Source organism: Candidatus Albibeggiatoa sp. nov. BB20, from assembly GCA_016744725.1.
Taxonomy (GTDB): Bacteria; Pseudomonadota; Gammaproteobacteria; order Beggiatoales; family Beggiatoaceae; genus Albibeggiatoa.
Genome location: JADGDW010000026.1, coordinates 1 through 19,351 on the forward strand (window position 1 = coordinate 1; position 19,351 = coordinate 19,351).

At 38.7% G+C, this 19,351-nt stretch carries 13 protein-coding genes; 6 read left to right on the plus strand and 7 right to left on the minus strand.

The window, feature by feature from the left end:
- Positions 1 to 272 precede the first annotated feature (272 nt).
- From ABXH34_RS04755 to ABXH34_RS04765, 3 genes are all read left to right on the plus strand, one after another.
- Positions 273 to 1,988 (plus strand): proline--tRNA ligase, encoded by a 1,716-nt coding sequence (locus ABXH34_RS04755; RefSeq protein ID WP_353570720.1) that lies wholly within the window; start codon positions 273 to 275, stop codon positions 1,986 to 1,988.
- A 167-nt stretch (positions 1,989 to 2,155) separates the two neighbouring features.
- The gene (locus ABXH34_RS04760) at positions 2,156 to 2,863 is read left to right on the plus strand and encodes a sulfotransferase family 2 domain-containing protein (RefSeq protein ID WP_353570721.1); all 708 of its coding nucleotides are present in this window, start codon (positions 2,156 to 2,158) and stop codon (positions 2,861 to 2,863) included.
- Positions 2,864 to 3,268: 405 nt separating this feature from the next.
- A complete protein-coding gene (locus ABXH34_RS04765) occupies positions 3,269 to 5,368 on the plus strand; it encodes a heavy metal translocating P-type ATPase (protein WP_353570722.1) in 2,100 nt (699 codons plus the stop codon).
- Between the two features lie 214 nt (positions 5,369 to 5,582).
- Here ABXH34_RS04765 and ABXH34_RS04770 read toward each other — a convergent pair whose 3' ends face one another.
- The 7 genes from ABXH34_RS04770 to ABXH34_RS04800 all read right to left on the minus strand — a co-directional run bounded on the left by ABXH34_RS04770 (position 5,583) and on the right by ABXH34_RS04800 (position 14,133).
- Complete coding sequence (locus tag ABXH34_RS04770; RefSeq protein ID WP_353570723.1) at positions 5,583 to 6,884, minus strand: ATP-binding response regulator; 1,302 nt, start codon at positions 6,882 to 6,884, stop codon at positions 5,583 to 5,585.
- Positions 6,885 to 7,135: 251 nt separating this feature from the next.
- Positions 7,136 to 7,321 (minus strand): PIN domain-containing protein, encoded by a 186-nt coding sequence (locus ABXH34_RS04775; RefSeq protein WP_353570724.1) that lies wholly within the window; start codon positions 7,319 to 7,321, stop codon positions 7,136 to 7,138.
- 44 nt (positions 7,322 to 7,365) lie between these two features.
- Positions 7,366 to 7,551: a PIN domain-containing protein gene (locus ABXH34_RS04780; protein ID WP_353570725.1), complete on the minus strand. Its 186-nt coding sequence runs from the start codon at positions 7,549 to 7,551 to the stop codon at positions 7,366 to 7,368.
- Entirely contained in the window at positions 7,548 to 7,790 is a 243-nt protein-coding gene (locus ABXH34_RS04785) for an AbrB/MazE/SpoVT family DNA-binding domain-containing protein (RefSeq protein ID WP_353570726.1), read from the minus strand. Before ABXH34_RS04785 ends, ABXH34_RS04780 begins: the two co-directional genes overlap by 4 nt.
- Before the next feature lie 42 nt (positions 7,791 to 7,832).
- Positions 7,833 to 9,014: a restriction endonuclease subunit S gene (locus tag ABXH34_RS04790; RefSeq protein WP_353570727.1), complete on the minus strand. Its 1,182-nt coding sequence runs from the start codon at positions 9,012 to 9,014 to the stop codon at positions 7,833 to 7,835.
- Positions 9,004 to 10,632: an HsdM family class I SAM-dependent methyltransferase gene (locus ABXH34_RS04795; protein WP_353570728.1), complete on the minus strand. Its 1,629-nt coding sequence runs from the start codon at positions 10,630 to 10,632 to the stop codon at positions 9,004 to 9,006. Before ABXH34_RS04795 ends, ABXH34_RS04790 begins: the two co-directional genes overlap by 11 nt.
- Positions 10,633 to 11,100: 468 nt before the next feature.
- Positions 11,101 to 14,133 carry a type I restriction endonuclease subunit R gene (locus ABXH34_RS04800; RefSeq protein ID WP_353570729.1) on the minus strand — a complete coding sequence of 1,011 codons (3,033 nt, stop codon included), beginning with the start codon at positions 14,131 to 14,133 and terminating at the stop codon, positions 11,101 to 11,103.
- Positions 14,134 to 14,677: 544 nt separating this feature from the next.
- Between ABXH34_RS04800 and nadE the strand changes: the two genes are divergently transcribed.
- The 3 genes from nadE to recA all read left to right on the plus strand — a co-directional run bounded on the left by nadE (position 14,678) and on the right by recA (position 19,334).
- Complete coding sequence (gene nadE / locus ABXH34_RS04805; RefSeq protein WP_353570730.1) at positions 14,678 to 16,657, plus strand: NAD(+) synthase; 1,980 nt, start codon at positions 14,678 to 14,680, stop codon at positions 16,655 to 16,657.
- Positions 16,658 to 16,754: 97 nt separating this feature from the next.
- Positions 16,755 to 18,095: a TRZ/ATZ family hydrolase gene (locus tag ABXH34_RS04810; protein ID WP_353570731.1), complete on the plus strand. Its 1,341-nt coding sequence runs from the start codon at positions 16,755 to 16,757 to the stop codon at positions 18,093 to 18,095.
- 180 nt (positions 18,096 to 18,275) lie between these two features.
- Complete coding sequence (gene recA / locus ABXH34_RS04815) at positions 18,276 to 19,334, plus strand: recombinase RecA (RefSeq protein WP_353570732.1); 1,059 nt, start codon at positions 18,276 to 18,278, stop codon at positions 19,332 to 19,334.
- Positions 19,335 to 19,351: the final 17 nt, after the last annotated feature.

The following is a 19,351-nucleotide window of genomic DNA, read 5'->3' on the forward strand; positions in this document are numbered from 1 at the left end:
AGATGATCCCAATATTGAAAATCCTAATTATTGGCAAGGCTTAAATTTGCTCGGTTTTGCATTGATGGAAGTGAGAGAACAGCTCAAAAGATTAAATACGTAAATATTACAATACCTTTGTGCGTACATTACTCGCAGATTTATATCGGCTCACTCTAAATATCGTTAAATCATAAAATATATTCAAAACTTAGCCGACATTGCCAATTTACAGTAAAATACATCTCCTATATCCTCCTATAAAATGTATAACGATATTTAAGGCTATATTTATGCGTACAACTCGTTTTTTACTATCCACTTTAAAAGAAACCCCTGCTGATGCCGAAGTCATTAGCCATCAATTGATGTTGCGTGCGGGTTTAATTCGCAGGCTGGCAGCCGGCTTATACACATGGTTGCCACTGGGTTTACGTGTATTACGCAAAGTGGAAGGTATTGTACGTGATGAAATGGACAAATCTGGCGCACAAGAAGTCTTAATGCCTGCGGTACAACCTGCTGAATTATGGCAAGAATCAGGACGTTGGGAACAATATGGCTCAGAATTGTTGCGTATTACCGATCGCCATGAACGTGATTTTTGTTTTGGCCCTACTCATGAAGAAATCATTACCGATTTAATCCGCCGTGAAATCCGTAGTTACAAGCAATTGCCCGCTAATTTTTACCAAATTCAAACCAAATTCCGTGATGAAGTACGCCCACGTTTCGGTGTGATGCGGGCGCGTGAATTTTTGATGAAAGATGCGTACTCTTTCCATTTGGAACAATCATCATTACAAGAAACTTACGACGTGATGTTTCAAACCTATACTAATATTTTTACTCGCTTAGGCTTAAAATTCCGCCCTGTACTTGCAGATACAGGCAATATCGGTGGTAGTGCATCGCATGAGTTTCACGTTTTAGCTGACTCGGGTGAAGATGCCATTGCATATAGTGATACCAGCCAATATGCTGCGAACGTCGAATTAGCCGAAGCCTTAGCCCCTGAAGGTGAACGCCCAGCCCCACAATCCAAATTAAGCGCAGCGGTTGCAACGCCAAATCAACACACGATTGAAGAAGTCAGCACATTCCTCAAAGTCAAACCAAGTCAAACCATTAAAACCCTGATTGTGAAAGGGGTTGATAATAGTTTAGTTGCCTTGATTGTTCGGGGAGATCACACCTTAAATCCAATTAAAGCCGAGAAATTACCTGAAGTAGCAGAACCGTTTACCTTTGCAATGCCTGAGGAAATTAAAACTACAGTGGGTTGTGATATTGGTTCAATTGGCCCTGTTGGTTTGAATATTCCGATTATTGCGGATCGCAGCGCAGCATATTTGGCTGATTTTGTTTGTGGTGCAAATAAAGATGACCAGCATTTAGTTGATGTGAACTGGGAGCGTGATTTGCCAACACCTAAGGTGGCGGATATTCGCAATGTTGAAGTAGGCGATCCAAGCCCAGATGGTCAAGGTAAATTAGAGATTGCACGCGGTATCGAAGTGGGTCACATTTTCCAATTAGGCACAAAATACAGTGAAGCAATGCAAGCGACTGTGTTGGATGAAAAAGGCCAATCAACTGTATTAACAATGGGTTGTTATGGTATTGGTGTGTCTCGTTTGGTGGCTTCTGCGATTGAACAAAACCATGATGATCGCGGTATTATTTGGCCTCAATCGATTGCGCCATTCAGTATTGCGATATTGCCGATGAATATGCACAAATCTCAGCGGGTACGCGACGTTGCTGAAAATATGTATCAAACCTTAACTAATTTGGGTATTGATGTGTTGTTTGATGACCGCAAAGAGCGGGCTGGCGTGATGTTCGCGGATATGGAATTAATTGGTATCCCACACCGTTTAGTGATTGGTGAGAAAGGTTTAGATAAAGGGGTGATGGAATATCAAAACCGCCAAGCCAAAGAAAGTGCGCAAGATGTTCCGATTGATGAAGTGGTCAGTTTTTTACAAAATAAGTTAGCAGATTAAATTTAATAAGTCTCTCGTTACCAAACTCTGTTTGGTAATGCCTGTTTCACAAGCTCAGTTTGTAGTTACGCAAAGCGGAGTTTTACTAGCAGGCATTCCCAAGTAAAACTTGGGAACGAGCACTAATAAGCTTACCAGTCCTATAGAACAAAAAACAGGATAACAATATGCTCATTTCTCACAGTCATAAATTTATTTTCTTTCATGTTACTAAGGTTGCGGGCATCAGTATTGGCAATGCATTGAAGCCTTATGTCGAAGAGCCTAACCATTTCCGTATTGCTCGACCTTCGGCAGAAGTTAATGGCAAACCTAATCCAATGTATGAAATGTGGAAATCTGCGCTATTACACGCCAAAGCTAAAGATGTAAAAAAAGAGCTTGGGTCAGAACTGTTTGATGATTATTTTAAATTTGCTTTTGTGCGCAATCCGTGGGATTGGCAAGTATCAATGCGTCATTTTATTTTGAAAGAAACCACGCATATTCATCATGAGCGTATCAAGGCGATGGAGACGTTTGAAGAATATTTAAATTGGGTGATGAATACAAAAAAACCTTATCCAAAAGGCGGCACAAAATTCCAGAAAGAAGCGATTGTCGATAATGAAAATAATTTATTGGTTGATTATATTGGCCGTTTTGAAGATTTAGCCACAGGATTTAATCGGGCTTGCCAACATTTAAATTTAGACACATCGCTGCCGCATTTAAATAAAAGTCGTCATAGTGATTACAAATCCTATTATGATGATACGACTAAACAAATGGTTGCAGAATATTTCAAAGATGACATTGAGTTATTCGGTTATCAATTCGATGGCTATGATGAAGCACATCCGAATATTGGATTTTTGAATGAAGTGGCCGCTTAATAACGCATGTTACGCAAAATGAAAAAAAGTTTGAAAGAGTAGAGTGGAATAGATGCACCTTTGATGTTAGTTGTTATTAACTCTCTCTCACCGTATTCCACCATCCCAAGCCTATCGCATATTTTGCTGGAATACGCTGCGCTATTCCACCCTACATAAAATGAAAAGTTGTTTTATTTACGTAAGGTGAGTTAACAAGGCCAGCTCAAATGTTTGAACGATTCGAGATATAATTGTCGCTTTTTCAAACTAATAATTATGCTGGAGCATTTGGTGGAAAATACTGCGCTATTTGACTCTATATACTCAGTTGGACTTAGGCAATTGCCGTTCTTAACAAAGCGTTATTATTAAAAATAAAACCAACATTGCGCTAATCACGACCAAGCAATTAAAGAGGTTAACATGATAATTGAAGTATTAGCACTCAGTGGCGTGTTATTGGTGGGCTATAAAGAATATGAGAAAGATGTAGCCAAAGCTGAGGACGAAGCCCCAAAGCCAACGATTGAAAATGAAATTCAAGTTATTGATAAAGAAGCTAAAAAAGACAGTGCGGCAACCGCGCGTTTACAACGTTTATTCCAAGGTACGGATGACCAAAGTGCTGATGCTTTAGTCGCGCGTCGGGCATTTGAACGTGAAAATAATATTGGGATTCTGTCGGCAGGCACATCTTTAGGTTTGGCAATTGGTGGTGTATTTAATCCTGTTTTGGGGATCGCCTCAGTTCCTTTTCTGGCTTATAACGGCCGTAAAATTTTCCGCAACACTATTAAGCAGTTAAAAGAGGGCAAAGTCTCAGTTGATACCTTATTGGCTTTGACATTGACGGGCTGTTTGGTTGGTGGTTATTTTATTGCAGCCAGTGTAGCGATGTTGATGATGCGTTCCGCTGAGCGTTTGGTGGCAAAAGTCACTCAAGAATCAAAACAAAATTTGATGGAATCCTTCAGCCAACAGCCAAATGTGGTGTGGATTGAAGTGGATGGCGTAGAAGTCAAAATTCCATTTGAAAAGCTGCGGGTGGATGACATTGTGGTGGCACATGCAGGTGAAATGATTCCAGCCGATGGCGAGGTGGTTGATGGGATTGCCAATGTTGACCAGCATATTTTAACGGGTGAGTCTCAACCTGTGGATAGGGAAAAAGGCGATAAAGTATTTGCATCGACTATCGTTTTATCAGGCAATATTAGAATTAAAGTTGAGAAAGCAGGTTCAGAGGCCACGGTCGCTAAAATTATCAATGTGTTAAACAATACCATCGATTTTAAATCCTCTACTCAATTGCGTGCGGAATCTTTGTCATTGCATTTGGTCAAACCTGCTTTGATTGCAGGAACGGTGGCATTGCCTATTGTTGGGTTTAGTGGTGCATTGGCGGCGGTCAATTCGCATCCTAAAGATAAAATGATGATTATCGCGCCGATTAGCATATTGAATTATTTGAATATCGCTACTGAACATGGGATTTTAATTAAAGATGGGCGTTCTTTGGAATTATTGAATAAAGTTGATACCTTAGTGTTTGATAAAACAGGAACTTTGACTGAGGAACAACCGCATGTGGGTAAGATTTATACCTGTAATGATTACACTGAATTAGAAATTTTAGCTTATGCAGCGGCAGCCGAATATAAGCAAACTCATCCTGTTGCACGGGCGGTTCTCCATGCTGCTAATCATGTTTATCAGTTAGAGATTCCGAAGGTAGAAGAAAGTGAATATAAATTGGGCTTTGGTTTGACGGTGCAAATCAATGGACGCAAAGTGCATGTTGGTAGTCAGCGTTTTATGGAAGTGGAAAACATTGAAATTTCTCAATCGATGCGAACTCGTCAAACATTCAGTTATGAGCAAGGTCATAGCATCGTCATGGTTGCGGTCAATGGACAGTTGATTGGTGGGATTGAGCTTGTGCCGACGGTACGTCCAGAAGCTAAAGAAATCATTGAGTTGTTAAAGCAACAGACTAAAATTGATACCACTTATATTATTTCAGGTGATAGTGAAACACCAACCAGTAAATTAGCCCGTGATTTGGGGATTGATTATTATTTTGCTGAGACTTTGCCCGAGAATAAAGCGGAATTGATTGGTAAATTGCAGGATGAAGGGCGTTTTGTGTGTTATGTCGGTGATGGCATTAATGATTCGATTGCGTTGAAAAAAGCCCAAGTGTCTATTTCTCTCAGTGGTGCGTCAACGGTCGCGACGGATACTGCACAGATTATTTTGATGGATAGTGGTTTAAAACATTTGCCTGCCTTATTTGAGTTGGCAAAAGAGTTTAATTCTAATATGAATATAAGTTTTGCTTTGATGGTCACGCCTGCCATTTTAAGTATTGGCGGTACGTTCTTGTTAAGTTTTGGGATTGCACAGTCGATTATGTTGAATATGGTGGGTTTAAGTTTGGGTGTGGGTAATGCGATGCGCCCTTATGTTATGCGGAAATTGGGTAAGCATATACAAATAGAGAAAAAAATAGAGTCAGAGTAGTTGTTTTATAGTCATTTTATTTTAAGATGATACAGGACTGGCAGTCCTAGATTTTAAAACTATTTGATATTTAAAGTATTTCAGGACTGCCAGTCCCTCAAGACAGAATTGACTATATCAAGCTTAGACTGGTCATTCTCATGTTTATTGCCAGTCCTTGGCGCGGCTCATTCTGCGCATTCATCAGAGCATGTAGGATAGATAAGCAATAGTGTTATCCGTCTGTTGGCCGTTTTGGTATAGTTAAAATAAATGTAGCCCCTTGTCCCAGTGTACTTTTACAACAAATATCGCCATATAAAGCTTTAGCTAATTTTTTAACAATAAATAAACCTAAACCTGTTGAATGCTCATCATTAGTTGGTTTTGCACTGAGTCGAGTATATTTACCAAATAAATTGGCATGATCGTTATCACTCAAGCCTTGTCCTTGATCTTGAATTTCAATTTGGATAGACTGCGTTTGTGATAATATTCGAACAAAAATCTGTTTATTCAAAGGAGAGTATTTAACCGCATTGGAAATAATGTTATCTAGTATCTGATGCAACATATTTGTATCTGTATAGGCTAAATAGGGTTCAGATTGCGCTGTAAAATCAATTGAAATATGCTTAATTTGGGCTTTTTTTCTGTATTCATCAACGACTTTTTTTAAAATGGGATATATATCAAATTGCTCAAAATTAATTTTGAGTTGTCCTGTTTCAATCGCATTCATATCCAATAAATTCATGATTAAACTAGACATACGATCCGCACTCACACTAATCATATTTGCAAATTCGAGCACTTCTGGTGCTTCTGTCGCATTAGCTGCAAACAATTCTGTTTTTAATGCCATTTCAATCAGTTCGGCTGAGCCTTGAATGGCTTGTAATGGATTTTTTAAGTCATGAGCCACAATTCCTAAAAATTCATTTTTATCCTGATTGAGTTCTATTAAGGCTTTATTTTGTTGTTCTAATTGCTGAGTGCGTTCTTGTATTTTCAGTTCTAAATTTCTATTGGTTTCTTCTAAAGCAAGTAAATCCCTATAGCCTTTAAGTGTCATCCTCATAGTCAAATATAGTTTATTAACACATAATTCAGCTTTATTTTTATAATCATCAATATCGTATTGCTCAATCACGGTTTTTTCAAAGTGCGTTCCTGGTTGCCCAGTGCGCACCACTATCCGCATTAAACTATCTTGCCGCTCGTTACGGATATAGTTGATTAAATTCAAGCCTGCATCATCTGTTTCCATCATAATATCAACTAGTATGACTGCAATATCATCTTGTTTGCTTAATATTTCACGCGCTTCATATCCTGAGCTGGCATGTAATATATGCAATGGTCGCCCTGCAAATTCAAAGTTTTTCAGGCCTAATTCTGTCATTGCTCGGACATCACGTTCATCATCGACAATAAGCACTTTCCAAGGTGTTAACTTTGTTGGAATAACTGCTTTTTTGTCAGTTGTCTTAACAGCAGCGTGGCTGCCATCTTTTTGTTTCTTAAATAATTTCATACCTTAATAACACTCTTAAGCCCCTTCCCAGTACTTAACAATATAATAGCATTTTTTATCTTAACTATATTATTTTGTACGAGAAAATATTTATGAGCTAAGGTAATTAGCTAGAGTCTGTAGGATGGATCAGCAATAGCGTCATCCGTCAATGCTGAAATATTCCACGCTTCATATTTCCAATTCAATCTCTTAAACTCAGGCTTGTTTTTGTTTCCAGAAGTTGGTTGAGTTCATTATTATGCTTTAGGTTATGTGTTATTTTTAACCCGATTTTCTATTTTCAAATGAGGCACTCGTTCAAATTCTTTGGTGTTATTAGATATTAGTGTGACATCTAGGGCTAGTGCGTGGGCTGCAATCCATAAGTCGTTGTTACCAATGGGTGTACCTGCACGTTCTAGCGTTGCGCGAATATGTCCATATTGTGTTGCCATTTGCTCAGTTGGCATGATGACGGGAATAAGGGTAATGAGTTCAGCTAATTTTTTTGGGCAGTCTCTCGATATTGGCTTTTTTGCGCTCCATAATAGAGTTCACCATATGTTATCAAGGACATAGCAATATCACCTGTTTTGAGCTGTTTAAATCGTGTGAAAACTTCAGGTGGGCGTTTTTTGGAAATATAGATACAGATGTTGGTATCAAGCAAGTAGTCTGGGTTCATAGCAAGGCTTCACGTTCTTGCGGTAGTGTGTCTTCTCGCCCATCTTGCATAAAGTCGTCTGGCATAGTGGTTAGTAGTTCAAATGCAGATGATAGGTCTTGTTTTGGGGGTGCAACAGGCGTTGTTTTTTTTTCAAGTACAAGAATAACGTTAACGTCTTGGTTTGCCCATTCGTTAGGTAATTGTAATTTTAAAAGTCCTTGTTTATCAATATGGGTTTCAAGTTGTACGCTGTGCATGGTGGTGTCCTTTTTATCTGCTTAGTTTAGATTAAATATAGTTCATTTCTTGATTTTTATTTGTCCATTCATCAGCATCGGTAGTAGCCAGTCACGCAGTTGTGTTAGTTGTTGATTTTGTTTTTGTGCTTTTTTAGTAAATATAGTGTTTGAAAACTTTTCAAATGATTGAATTAATTTTAAAGGAGGTATTAATATCTTATAGCCTAGAGCATTATCTCTGTTTAAACCGGGAACTGCACTATCAGTATTCATTTTTTTAAAATCAATTGAAAGCAATAAGTAATATAAAAATGAGAACCCAATATTAATTTTTGGGTTTACATAATAAGTTGTATCAATAGGAAAAAAATTCTCTGATAAATATGTGATTTGTCCTAGTGTTCCTTTTCTACCAAGCACAATACTTGGAGCTTTGATTAAGTATTCAGAGTGATAACCAATTATTCCACTAGAGCCAACAACAGGATAACCAAAACCAGAGCGCACGCTACGTTTTAAGCTTTTTCCATAATGTAATTCAAGCAAATCTCCCAGTTGACCAACCTCCCAACCCTCAGGAATTTCCCGTTTTAAAGTTGGGTTATAAACCATTTTTCCGCCAGAGGATTTATAAGGTTTGCCGTTTTGGTCAGGGAAATCAAATTGTACAAACCAATAGTCATACAAGGTTTTCGCCATCGCTTCTAATTCAGCATTGATACGGTTGTTGAGTTCTATTTTCGCATCCAATGCAGATAAGATTGAGGCTATTTTTTTCTGTTCTATTAAGTTAGGTGCAAAAAAAGGAATTTTTTCAAATAATGTTTTTTTTACAATTGGTGTTCTTGTGGCAGTTATGCCTAATTGAAATATTTCCTCTCGCTTTAATTTTAATACATAATATAGAAAATCAATGTTGGCTATAGAATTATCAACAATTATTGTATTTATTTGCTGATTAGTTGCAGCTTTTTGTCTAACTATGGCAGCTTTCCCCATTTGCCAGCCTATACAGGAAACAACAATCCCACATTCAAAAATGATATTATTTACTTTATCTTCACCCAATATAGAAAGTGTCCGTTCTGTATTTTTTATATATTTTTGCTCCTTCATATCACTTGGAGTCACAAAAAGAGTTTTACCTCCAAAATACTCATCTAAAGTACCTGCTGGAGTTCTCCCTGTAATAACTTTTCCCACATCTTGAATTAAGTATTTTTTCCACTCATTACTTCTCATAACCCAGCCCCTTTAACTGCTGCAAAATATCCGTTTCAAGCTCTTTCGACTCCGCAAAAAACTGAGTTAAATTCTGAGTAAAACCCTGCATTTTCGCCTCAAACTCATCATGCGTAATGTCCACATACTCAATTTTCACCTCAAAATACTGCCCCGCACTCAAACTATAATTCTTCGCCTGAATCTCCTCATACGACACCACCACCGAAAAATCATCCTCAGCCCGCTGCTGATTAAACACCTCAACAATCCGCGTCTCCTCATCCGCACTCAATACCGTCTTCTGATTCTTGCCCTCCTTCACCTTCTTACCCAAACTCGACGCATCCACCAACACCACATCACCACGCTTACCCTTATCAATAAACAAAATCGACACATTCGTACCCGTGGTTGCAAAAATATTGCTCGGCATCGACACCACACCCGCCAACATCTGCCCATCAACCAAAGCCTGCCGAATCTTCTTATCAATCCCCGACTGTGCAGTAATAAACCCCGTAGGCACAACCACAGCCGCCTTACCATTGGGCTTTAAACAAAACAAAATATGCTGCAAAAACAACTGATAAATCGCCATCTTATCCTTAGCAGCCTTCGGAATATTCGGCAAACCCGCAAAAAATCGCGCCCTATTATCATCCGTATCCAAACTCTCCCGAAAATCACTAAAATCCATCTTAAACGGCGGATTCGACACAATAAAATCAAACTGCTGCAACGCCCCTTTTTTACCTCTATGAAACGGATGCAACAAAGTATTACCCTGAATAATATTAGGAATTGAAAGCACCAAATTATTTAAAATCAAATTCAACCGCAACAAATGCGAAGACTTCTGTGAAATATCCTGAGAATACAAAGTACAACGCTCTTCACCAATCGCATGAGCAATATTCATCAACAACGTACCCGAACCCGCCGAAGGATCATAACAAGTCATACTCGACAACTGCTTATCCGTAGGCACTAAAATCGCCGCCATAATCCGTGCAACCGCATGAGGCGTATAATATTCCGCATACTTACCGCCGCTGTCCTTGTTATAATCCTTAATCAAATACTCAAACAACGTCGCGTAAAAATCATACTTCTGCTCAAAAATCGGCTCAAAACTCAACTTAACCAACTTATTGATAATCGCCCCACAAAAATCATCCCGCTTGCTGCCATCCGTCACATACTCACTGACCCGATCAAACAATACCACCTTCGCACCGCCTTCGGTTTGCACAGAAAAAAGCGCACTATTTAAAGTCGCAATCTCAAGCAAACTATCATCAAATAACGTAGCAAACTTTGCATTTTTATGCTGATTAAACAAATGAGAAATAAAATGAGAAGGCTTTAAAATCGCAGTATTTGGCGGTAACTCATATTGCAAAAAATCCAACGCCTCAGCATCCAACTCACAGAGGTTCTGCGCCCAATTTTCAGCAATCTCAGGTCGGGCTTTTTTCACCTCAAACGCAAACTTATCATGCAAAAACTTATACAAAAACACCTGAGTAATAATCTTGAACTCATTCCCATCATTACCCAAGCCATAAGCGGCACAAATCCCTTTTAAATCATCAATCAATGCTTTGCACTGTTGCTGAAAATCAAATGTGGTCAATCCCTATACTCCCGAAGCACAACTGCTCTAAATACTGTAAATAATAAAATTATTAATAAACCAAGATATTAGTATCTAAACTGATACATTTAGCGTTCATACAAGCTATCTCTATTTGGCATATCTCCACCTAAGTGATAACCATGCTTTCTCGTTCCAACGGTCTCCGTTGGAATGCATCTTAGACACTCTGCGTCTTAATGATGAAAATATTATAATTATAGATTCCAAACCAGTTTTATAGAACTCATTCAACATCTAAAAAAATAATAATTTTATATGACGCAGAGCGTCAAAGCTGAGTTACCACGCTGAGAGGCTGTAAAAGAACTGCAAAAATAACGATTTTAATGATCGTAAGTTGTTGATTTTACACAATCCCAAATCGAAAAAACGTGGTTCTTTTACAGCCTCTCAGCGTAGTAACTAGTCGTATAGTTATAATTATTAACTCGAGTGACCAAAGTACTAATCTTGCTGAAACGCTTTCATATACTCTTGTACCAGCAAACGATTAATATCAAAGTAAATATTATGTTTTAAATCAGTATGCTGTTTAAACTCAGTGACAATTACCCGCGTCATAAAACGTTCAAAATAACTCTCATTATCCAAAATATTAGCATTTTTCACTATTTGTTCATCTGCCAATGCTTTCACACCTTGCAATGCGGCAAAAATATGGCTTTCCTGCTCTTCAACCTGCTCCAACAAACGCTTATGCACCCGTACATATTTTGGGTCATCATCATACTTTGCCTTCAATAAATTATCGCGGCGATTCAAATCATCAATCTGTATTTGTAACTGCTGCAAATGCGTAATATAACGCTGTGCATCCGCCTGTGACATTTCGGCTAAATTCTGTTGCTGAAACAACCGCTCCAATGCCGCTTTCAACTTCACATACTCAGGGTCTTTAGGATCAACATTTTGTACAAATGCTTCACGAGTGCTACGCATCGCGCCGTGGAGCTTATCCGTCAATACCAACTCAGACTCACCCGTTTTAACAAATGAAAATAACACATCTTCCACCGCCACATTCACCAAATCCGCTGAACCTGCCGCAGCATCCTCACGTAAATTCAAAGCACTCAAACGATTGCAAGCCTCATAATACATTGGTTTAAGCTTCTGAAAATCCAAACGATTCAATAAATCATCATGCCCCTGCAAACGGATTAAATTATACAAACTCTTTGCACTGCCCAAGGCTTTTTGCACTTTATACATCTGTGCAGGGTCTTGAATTTGCCCAATTTGCTGTGAAAAAATTTCCAAATTCTCAGTATCAAACTGTACCAAAACTTGTTTAATTTGTTCAATTTCTTCAGCCGCCTCATCCGAAGATAAAAACAAATTGGAATAATGGATCATTTCATCGCCTAATTCCGCCTGCAATTCCTTTAAATACGCTTGATTGGTTGCATCAAACTCCTGACTAATATCCGCAAAATCCACCACATAACCATAACGAAATTGATGATAAGTACGATTAACACGAGTCAATGCTTGCAATAAATTATGCTCTTTAATCACCCGCCCTAAATATAATTTTTTCAACCGTGGTGCATCAAATCCCGTCAACAACATGTTGTAAACAAAAATAAAATCTATCTCACCTTGTTTAAAAGCCTTAATATCTGCTTCTCGCTCCTTCTCATCATGTAAAATCAACGCCGCAGTTTTAACCTTGCTATCTATGCGCTTGATAACATTGTAACTAGCAGAAGCTTCAGCAATTTGATTTGTTTTCTTAACAGCATATTTCTCACTAAAAATCGCATACATCTGTTTTGCTTGTTCCGAACTACTACAGATCACCATGCCACCAATACTATTATCATCAAATCGAATCCGACTGTGTTCAAAATCCTCCACAATATAATCTAACATTGGTTCAACAAAGCGGTGATGTGCATAGACTTTCTGACGCTCAATGCTATTTTCTAATACATCCGCATCCTGTAACGCCTGCTGCAAATACATTTTATATTGGGTAGTGATTTCCTCACGAATTAAACGCAAGGTGTAACCATCCTTAATCGACGCATCGTAATAATATTGATGAATATAACCGCCAAACAAAGATTTAGAATTATATTCATTACCTAACAACGGCGTACCCGTTAAACCAATTTTAATAGCGTGAGGGTCTGATTGAATTAAATTAGCTAAAAAACTGCCCTCGGGTTTATAACTGCGATGGACTTCATCTAAAAAATAGATTCGCTGCATATTAACGTCATAATCATTGTTGCGTATTACATTTGGATCATCTTTAAATTTCTGAATATTCACCACTGTAATTTCTTGCTGACCCAATAAGTTATGACTGGCCTCCGCTGATCTAATCTCGATTGCAAATGCCTCTTGTGACTCACAAGTGTGCACGGTTAAACCACGGCTTTTAAATTCTATCGTGGCTTGTTTTAACAAATCGATTCGATCAACAATAAAATAAAACTTAGGCACAATTCGTTGTTTTCTAAAATAATCAGTCAAATAAGCGACACTATAATATGTCAAGGCTGTTTTACCACTGCCCTGCGTATGCCAGATAATGCCGTTGCGCTTTCCTTGCTTCAATGTCTGCTCAATCGCCAATGTTGCAAACAACTGCGGATAACGCATAATATGTTTTTCTGAATCCATTGCATCACCGACATAAGCCAAACCATAACGCAATAAAAAACCGAATCGGGCGCGGCTTAATAATGAGCTACAAAGCTGATGGGTGGCTGTATCGGGAGATTTATTAGTGGCAAACTCAGGCGAATGTTTAATTTCTAATAAATTGTTATCTTGCAAAATGTGATTTTCAGTTTCATCAGATAAAGCCTGTAATTCACTAGATAAATCATGCTCTTCTCGGAAATAATTAAAAACAGGTCGATGGCGAGAAGTGGTGGCATAAAATGCCCCTTGATTGATTGATCGCGATGAATCGTCATACTGCATATTATTAGAAAATAACATCCATTGAGTGATATTAATAAAATGCCGAAATTTTGGATTTTCACAACGCACCTGCATTCTGCCCTGTTCTGTTGCAATCCCCTCTTTATTATTAGGCGACTTCAGTTCTATAAAAACCAATGGCATCCCATTAATCAGCACCGTGATGTCAGGTCTAAATTCAACATCGCCTTTTTTATAAGTTAACTCGGTCACAACATGAAATTGATTATTATCAAATTGAGCAAAATCAATCAGCTTTAAATCCGCACTTTCATCAATCAAGCGCTTATAAAATGCCTTGCCTAAATCCTGATTATCCAGCATCAATTTCACATTTTCTAACAAACGACTGACATCATGTTGCGTTGCGTGGGGGTTGATCGCGGCAATGCTGTGTTTAAAAATATCGGTAAAAATATTATTTTCAGTTTCCCAAGTCGCATTTTTCAAAGACAAATATCTGTAACCAAGCCGAGTTAAATGCAAAATACAGGGAATTTTAACTCTTGAATGTTCACTAAATTTAATATTATTCATATCTTTTAGCTATTATTTTATGAGTGAGGTTTGATTGGTATTTTTATGATTGCAAGCAATAATATCATGATTAAATATTGGCTTTTAACTTTAAATTAAGCCTCAAAATCTAAGAAAAAAGCGGGGTATTATTTAAATTTTGAGCAGATAAATTCAAACCGTTTGCAATGATAAATGTTGATATTGATCCATAATTTAAAGGCAGCAAGTATTTGCATAACATCTTGTTAAAAATAAAAAATATTTTTTATTCTGATTTAAACAGTCTTTGCCTCTTTCCTCAAATCTGATTATTATAAGCACTTGCTTGGATTGATTTGCTATGGTCAATTCTGTCTTGAGTGCGAGGACTGGCAGTCCTTTTATACTTTAAATATCAATCAGTTTCAAAATAGAGGACTGCCAGTCCTGTATCACTTTAAAATAAAACGACTATAGCAACACAGCTAAGCTGACTTTTATGAATCGTCCAACTACAATAGTCCTATAAAACAGTATCGCGGTGATAACTGCTCATTGTTAACTAGATAACTAAAAGAAGCTCATGAAATATATTCAAGTCGGCGCAGGTGTGCTCAATCAAACCCCTTTGGATTGGGATAATAATCAAAAAAATATTGAAAATGCCATCATTCAAGCCCGTCAACAAAAGGTGAATATTCTATGCTTGCCTGAATTATGTATCAGCGGCTATGGCTGTGAAGACATGTTTTTAGCCCCTGCGACAATTGCCCAATCTCAACAAGTTTTGCTTAAGCTTGCCTCTCAAACCAAAGATTTAATCGTTGCTGTCGGCTTGCCTGTTTCCTTACAAAATCGGATTTACAATACTGTTTGTTTACTGGCTAATGGTGAAATTGCAGGTTTTGTTGCAAAACGCTTTTTAGCGGGCGATGGCATCCATTATGAGCCACGCTGGTTTCATCCTTGGCCACATGGCGTGAGGAGTGAAATAGAAATCGATGGCAAAAACTATCCTATTGGTGATATTTTCTTTAGTTGTGGCGGGGTACGAATTGGGTTTGAAATTTGTGAAGAAGCTTGGGTTGCCAACCGCCCCGGTATTGAGCTCGCACAAAAAGGGGTGGATATTATCCTTAATCCCAGTGCCAGCCACTTTGCCTTTGATAAACATGTGGTACGAGAACGGTTTGTACTGGAAGGCTCGCGGGCTTTTAGCGTCAGTTACGTTTATACTAATTTACTCGGAAATGAAGCAGGGCGTGCAATTTACGATGGTGACAGTTTAATCGCCAGTGCAGGCCAACTGCTTGCAACAGGAAAACGTTTTAGCTTCGAAGACTTATATGTGATTAGCACTTCGATTGATGTAGACTTAACCCGCATGACCCAAGCCCGAACCAGTGAATCTGTACCTAATTTAGACACTTTAGTTTCTGTACCTTTTGATTATCCTCAGCAAATACCTCAACTGCCTAATGTACCTTTGAAATCATGGGAATACAGTCCTAATTTAAAAGAAGAAGAATTTACCCGTGCGGTTAGTTTAGGCTTATTTGATTATCTGCGTAAAAGTCGCGCCAAAGGTTTTGTGCTGTCATTGAGTGGGGGTGCAGACTCATCAGCGATTGCTTGCTTAGTACATTTGATGGTGGAATTAGGCAGTTTGGAACTTGATGTTAAGGGCTTTTGCGCTAAACTCCCCATTGAATTAGCCAACACCACCACTTCCGCCGACATCACTCATGATTTATTGACTTGCGTCTATCAAGCCACTAAAAATTCAACGAAAACCACGCAACGCGCTGCCTCAACATTGGCCCAAAATTTAGGCGCGAATTACTTAGAATTAAATATTGATGACATGGTTGATGGTTACACCAAAATAATTGAAAAAGCCATTGGCACAACTTTAAACTGGCAACAGCATGATATTGCATTACAAAATATTCAAGCCCGTAGTCGTGCGCCCAGCGTATGGATGATTGCCAATATTAACAATGCACTGTTGTTGGCGACCAGTAACCGTTCTGAAGTCGCACTCGGTTATGCAACCATGGATGGTGATACCGCAGGCTCTATCAGCCCTATTGCTGGAATTGATAAACATTTCTTGCGTCATTGGCTATGTTGGTTAGAATCACAAGGGCCGATGCATTTAAAACCGATTCCGTCTTTATCATTGATAAATCAACAAGCTCCCACTGCTGAATTACGTCCTCAAAGTATGTTGCAAACCGATGAAGATGATTTAATGCCTTATCATTTAGCCAATGTGATTGAAAAAGCCGCAATTCGCGACCGCCAAACACCGTATGAAATCTTTTGTTTATTACAACATCGCTATGCAGATTATAATGAAGAACAATTGTTAATTTGGGTTGAACGTTTCTTCCGCTTATGGAGTCGCAACCAATGGAAGCGCGAACGTTATGCACCGAGCTTTCACTTAGATGATGTGAATTTAGACCCGCGTACTTGGTGTCGTTTCCCTATCTTATCAGGTGGGTTTGGCCGTGAATTAGATGAAATGTATACCAAAGCCCGAAAAGACGCGCATTAAAACCTATTTTTAAACGGCATCGCGTATACTGCAAAACAATCAAGCGGATTAAGCTTTAGAGCCTACAGAATTTAAAAGTACATTTGGATAAACAATAATGGAAAAAGTTGATACGTTAATTTACGCAGGCTGGGTGATTCCTGTCGAGCCTGATAATACTGTTTATAGCCATCACGCGGTTGCGATTCAAGATGGAAAAATTGTGGATATTGTACCCAGTGATGAGGCGGCAGGACGATTTTTAGCGCGGATGACGTATCGTTTGCCAACCCATGTGTTAATGCCAGGGATGATTAACACCCATACTCATGCAGCAATGACCTTATTCCGTGGTTTTGCTGATGATTTGCCGCTGAATGAATGGCTAACTCAACATATTTGGCCAGCGGAAGCGGCTTGTGTGAGTCCAGAATTCATTGTTGATGGAACTCAGTTAGCAATTGCTGAAATGTTACGCGCGGGTGTGACCTGTTTCAATGATATGTATTTCTTCCCTGATACCATGGTCAAAGTGGTTGAAAAAACAGGTGTCCGTGCCACAATTGGCTTAATCGTACTGGATTTCCCAACTGCTTGGGCACAGAATGCAGATGAATATTTGCAAAAAGCTCAAACCGTATATGAACAAAATCAGGACAATCCTTTAATTAAATTTGCTTTAGCTCCTCACGCGCCTTATACCGTATCTGATGAGCCATTATCCAAAGCCAAACAACTCGCGGATAAATGGCAAGTACCGATACATATTCATGTTCATGAAACCGCTTTTGAAGTCCAAGATGCTCTAACAAATAATGGTGAACGCCCATTAGCCCGTTTACATAAATTAGGCTTAGTCGATTCACAATTATTAAATGTCCATGCAACTCAACTGGAACAAGATGAAATTGAGTTATTAGCCAAGCAGCAAGCCCATGTTGTACATTGTCCTGAATCTAATTTAAAGCTGGCCAGCGGTTTTTGTCCTGTGGATAAATTGTTAAAAGCAGGAGTCAATGTCGCCTTAGGCACAGATGGCACAGCCAGTAATAATGATTTAGATATGTTAGGCGAAATGCGTACCGCCGCCTTATTATCAAAAGGAATCAGTGGTGATGCCAGCAGCATTCCAGCCCGTCAAGCATTACGTATGGCCACATTGAATGGTGCAAAAGCACTGGGAGTTGATGATGTGACAGGCTCATTGGAAGTGGGAAAATCTGCGGATATTGTCGCATTAGATATGCAAACCATTGAAACCATGCCGATGTACGATCCGATTTCACAAATTGTATACGCAACCAGCCGCGATAAAGTCACTGATGTGTGGGTTGCAGGCGAGCATTTATTAAAATCCAGAGCATTAACCCGTATTGATATTCATGAATTAATGGCAAAAGTCACGGCATGGCGTAAAAAAGTTGAAATCGCGGTTGCAGAGGCTGCTAATCAAGCATAAAAATTGGACTAAGCTGCTATTTATTTGGCTTTGAATCCTTATAAAAAAGCTTACCTTTTAATTAAAAAAGATTATCAATCGTTTCTTGTATTATTATTTTTATCCTCAAAGCTCTTTGTATAAAGATGTGGATTTATGGGATAATGAAAACTAAGCATTCACTTTTTCAGGTTATAAATAATGGACGATGATAAAAAGAAAGCTCTAGGTGCAGCACTGGGTCAGATTGAAAAACAATTTGGCAAAGGCTCTGTGATGCGTTTGGGTGACGTGGCTTTAGTGCATGATATTGATAGCGTTTCAACAGGCAGTTTAAGTCTTGATATTGCATTAGGCATTGGTGGTTTACCTAAAGGTCGTGTTGTTGAAATTTATGGGCCTGAATCTTCTGGTAAAACTACGATTGCTTTGCAAGTGGCTGCAGAAATTCAAAAACAAGGCGGGACAGCGGCATTTATTGATGCAGAACATGCACTAGACCGTAATTATGCAGAGAAATTAGGGGTTGATACCAATGAGCTTTTATTATCACAGCCGAGTAATGGCGAAGAAGCCTTAGAAATTACTGATATGTTGGTGCGTTCTGGTGGTGTGGATTTAGTCGTGATTGACTCAGTTGCGGCGTTAACGCCAAAAGCAGAAGTCGAAGGCGATATGGGCGATTCCCACATGGGTTTACATGCACGTTTGATGTCACAAGCGTTGCGTAAATTGACAGGCAATATTAAACGCTTTAACACTTTAGTGATTTTTATTAACCAGATTCGTATGAAAATTGGCGTGATGTTTGGCTCTCCTGAAACCACAACTGGTGGTAATGCGCTGAAATTTTATGCTTCAGTACGTTTAGATATTCGTCGTGTTGGTTCAATTAAGAGAGCAGACGAAATTGTTGGTAATGAAACCAAAGTCAAAGTGGTGAAGAATAAAGTTGCGCCACCATTTAAAGAAGTCTTTTTTGACATTATGTACGGTGAAGGGGTTTCGCGTGAAAGTGAAATCATTGATTTAGGCTCTAAAAACGACATCATCGATAAAGCAGGCGCGTGGTACAGTTATCAAGGGGCTAAAATTGGCCAAGGCAAGGAAAATGTGCGCAATTACATGAAAGAAAACCCACATGTTGCGATAGAGATTGAAGAAAAAATTCGTGCTAAATTACTTGATATTCAACCATTAGAAGAAAATACTAAACCAACCAAAGCTAAACCTGAAGCAACGGAAGCGAAAACTAAATAAGTCTTTCAGAGCAATAT

Coding starts and splice junctions, on each gene's coding strand:
- ABXH34_RS04800 (WP_353570729.1), bottom strand. CDS start 14,133: ATGAATAATATTAAATTTAGTGAACATTCAAGAGTTAAAATTCCCTGT.
- ABXH34_RS04780 (WP_353570725.1), bottom strand. CDS start 7,551: ATGAACCCAGACTACTTGCTTGATACCAACATCTGTATCTATATTTCC.
- ABXH34_RS04790 (WP_353570727.1), bottom strand. CDS start 9,014: ATGAGAAGTAATGAGTGGAAAAAATACTTAATTCAAGATGTGGGAAAA.
- ABXH34_RS04775 (WP_353570724.1), bottom strand. CDS start 7,321: ATGGCAACACAATATGGACATATTCGCGCAACGCTAGAACGTGCAGGT.
- recA (WP_353570732.1), top strand. CDS start 18,276: ATGGACGATGATAAAAAGAAAGCTCTAGGTGCAGCACTGGGTCAGATT.
- ABXH34_RS04755 (WP_353570720.1), top strand. CDS start 273: ATGCGTACAACTCGTTTTTTACTATCCACTTTAAAAGAAACCCCTGCT.
- ABXH34_RS04770 (WP_353570723.1), bottom strand. CDS start 6,884: ATGAAATTATTTAAGAAACAAAAAGATGGCAGCCACGCTGCTGTTAAG.
- ABXH34_RS04760 (WP_353570721.1), top strand. CDS start 2,156: ATGCTCATTTCTCACAGTCATAAATTTATTTTCTTTCATGTTACTAAG.
- ABXH34_RS04765 (WP_353570722.1), top strand. CDS start 3,269: ATGATAATTGAAGTATTAGCACTCAGTGGCGTGTTATTGGTGGGCTAT.
- nadE (WP_353570730.1), top strand. CDS start 14,678: ATGAAATATATTCAAGTCGGCGCAGGTGTGCTCAATCAAACCCCTTTG.
- ABXH34_RS04785 (WP_353570726.1), bottom strand. CDS start 7,790: ATGCACAGCGTACAACTTGAAACCCATATTGATAAACAAGGACTTTTA.
- ABXH34_RS04810 (WP_353570731.1), top strand. CDS start 16,755: ATGGAAAAAGTTGATACGTTAATTTACGCAGGCTGGGTGATTCCTGTC.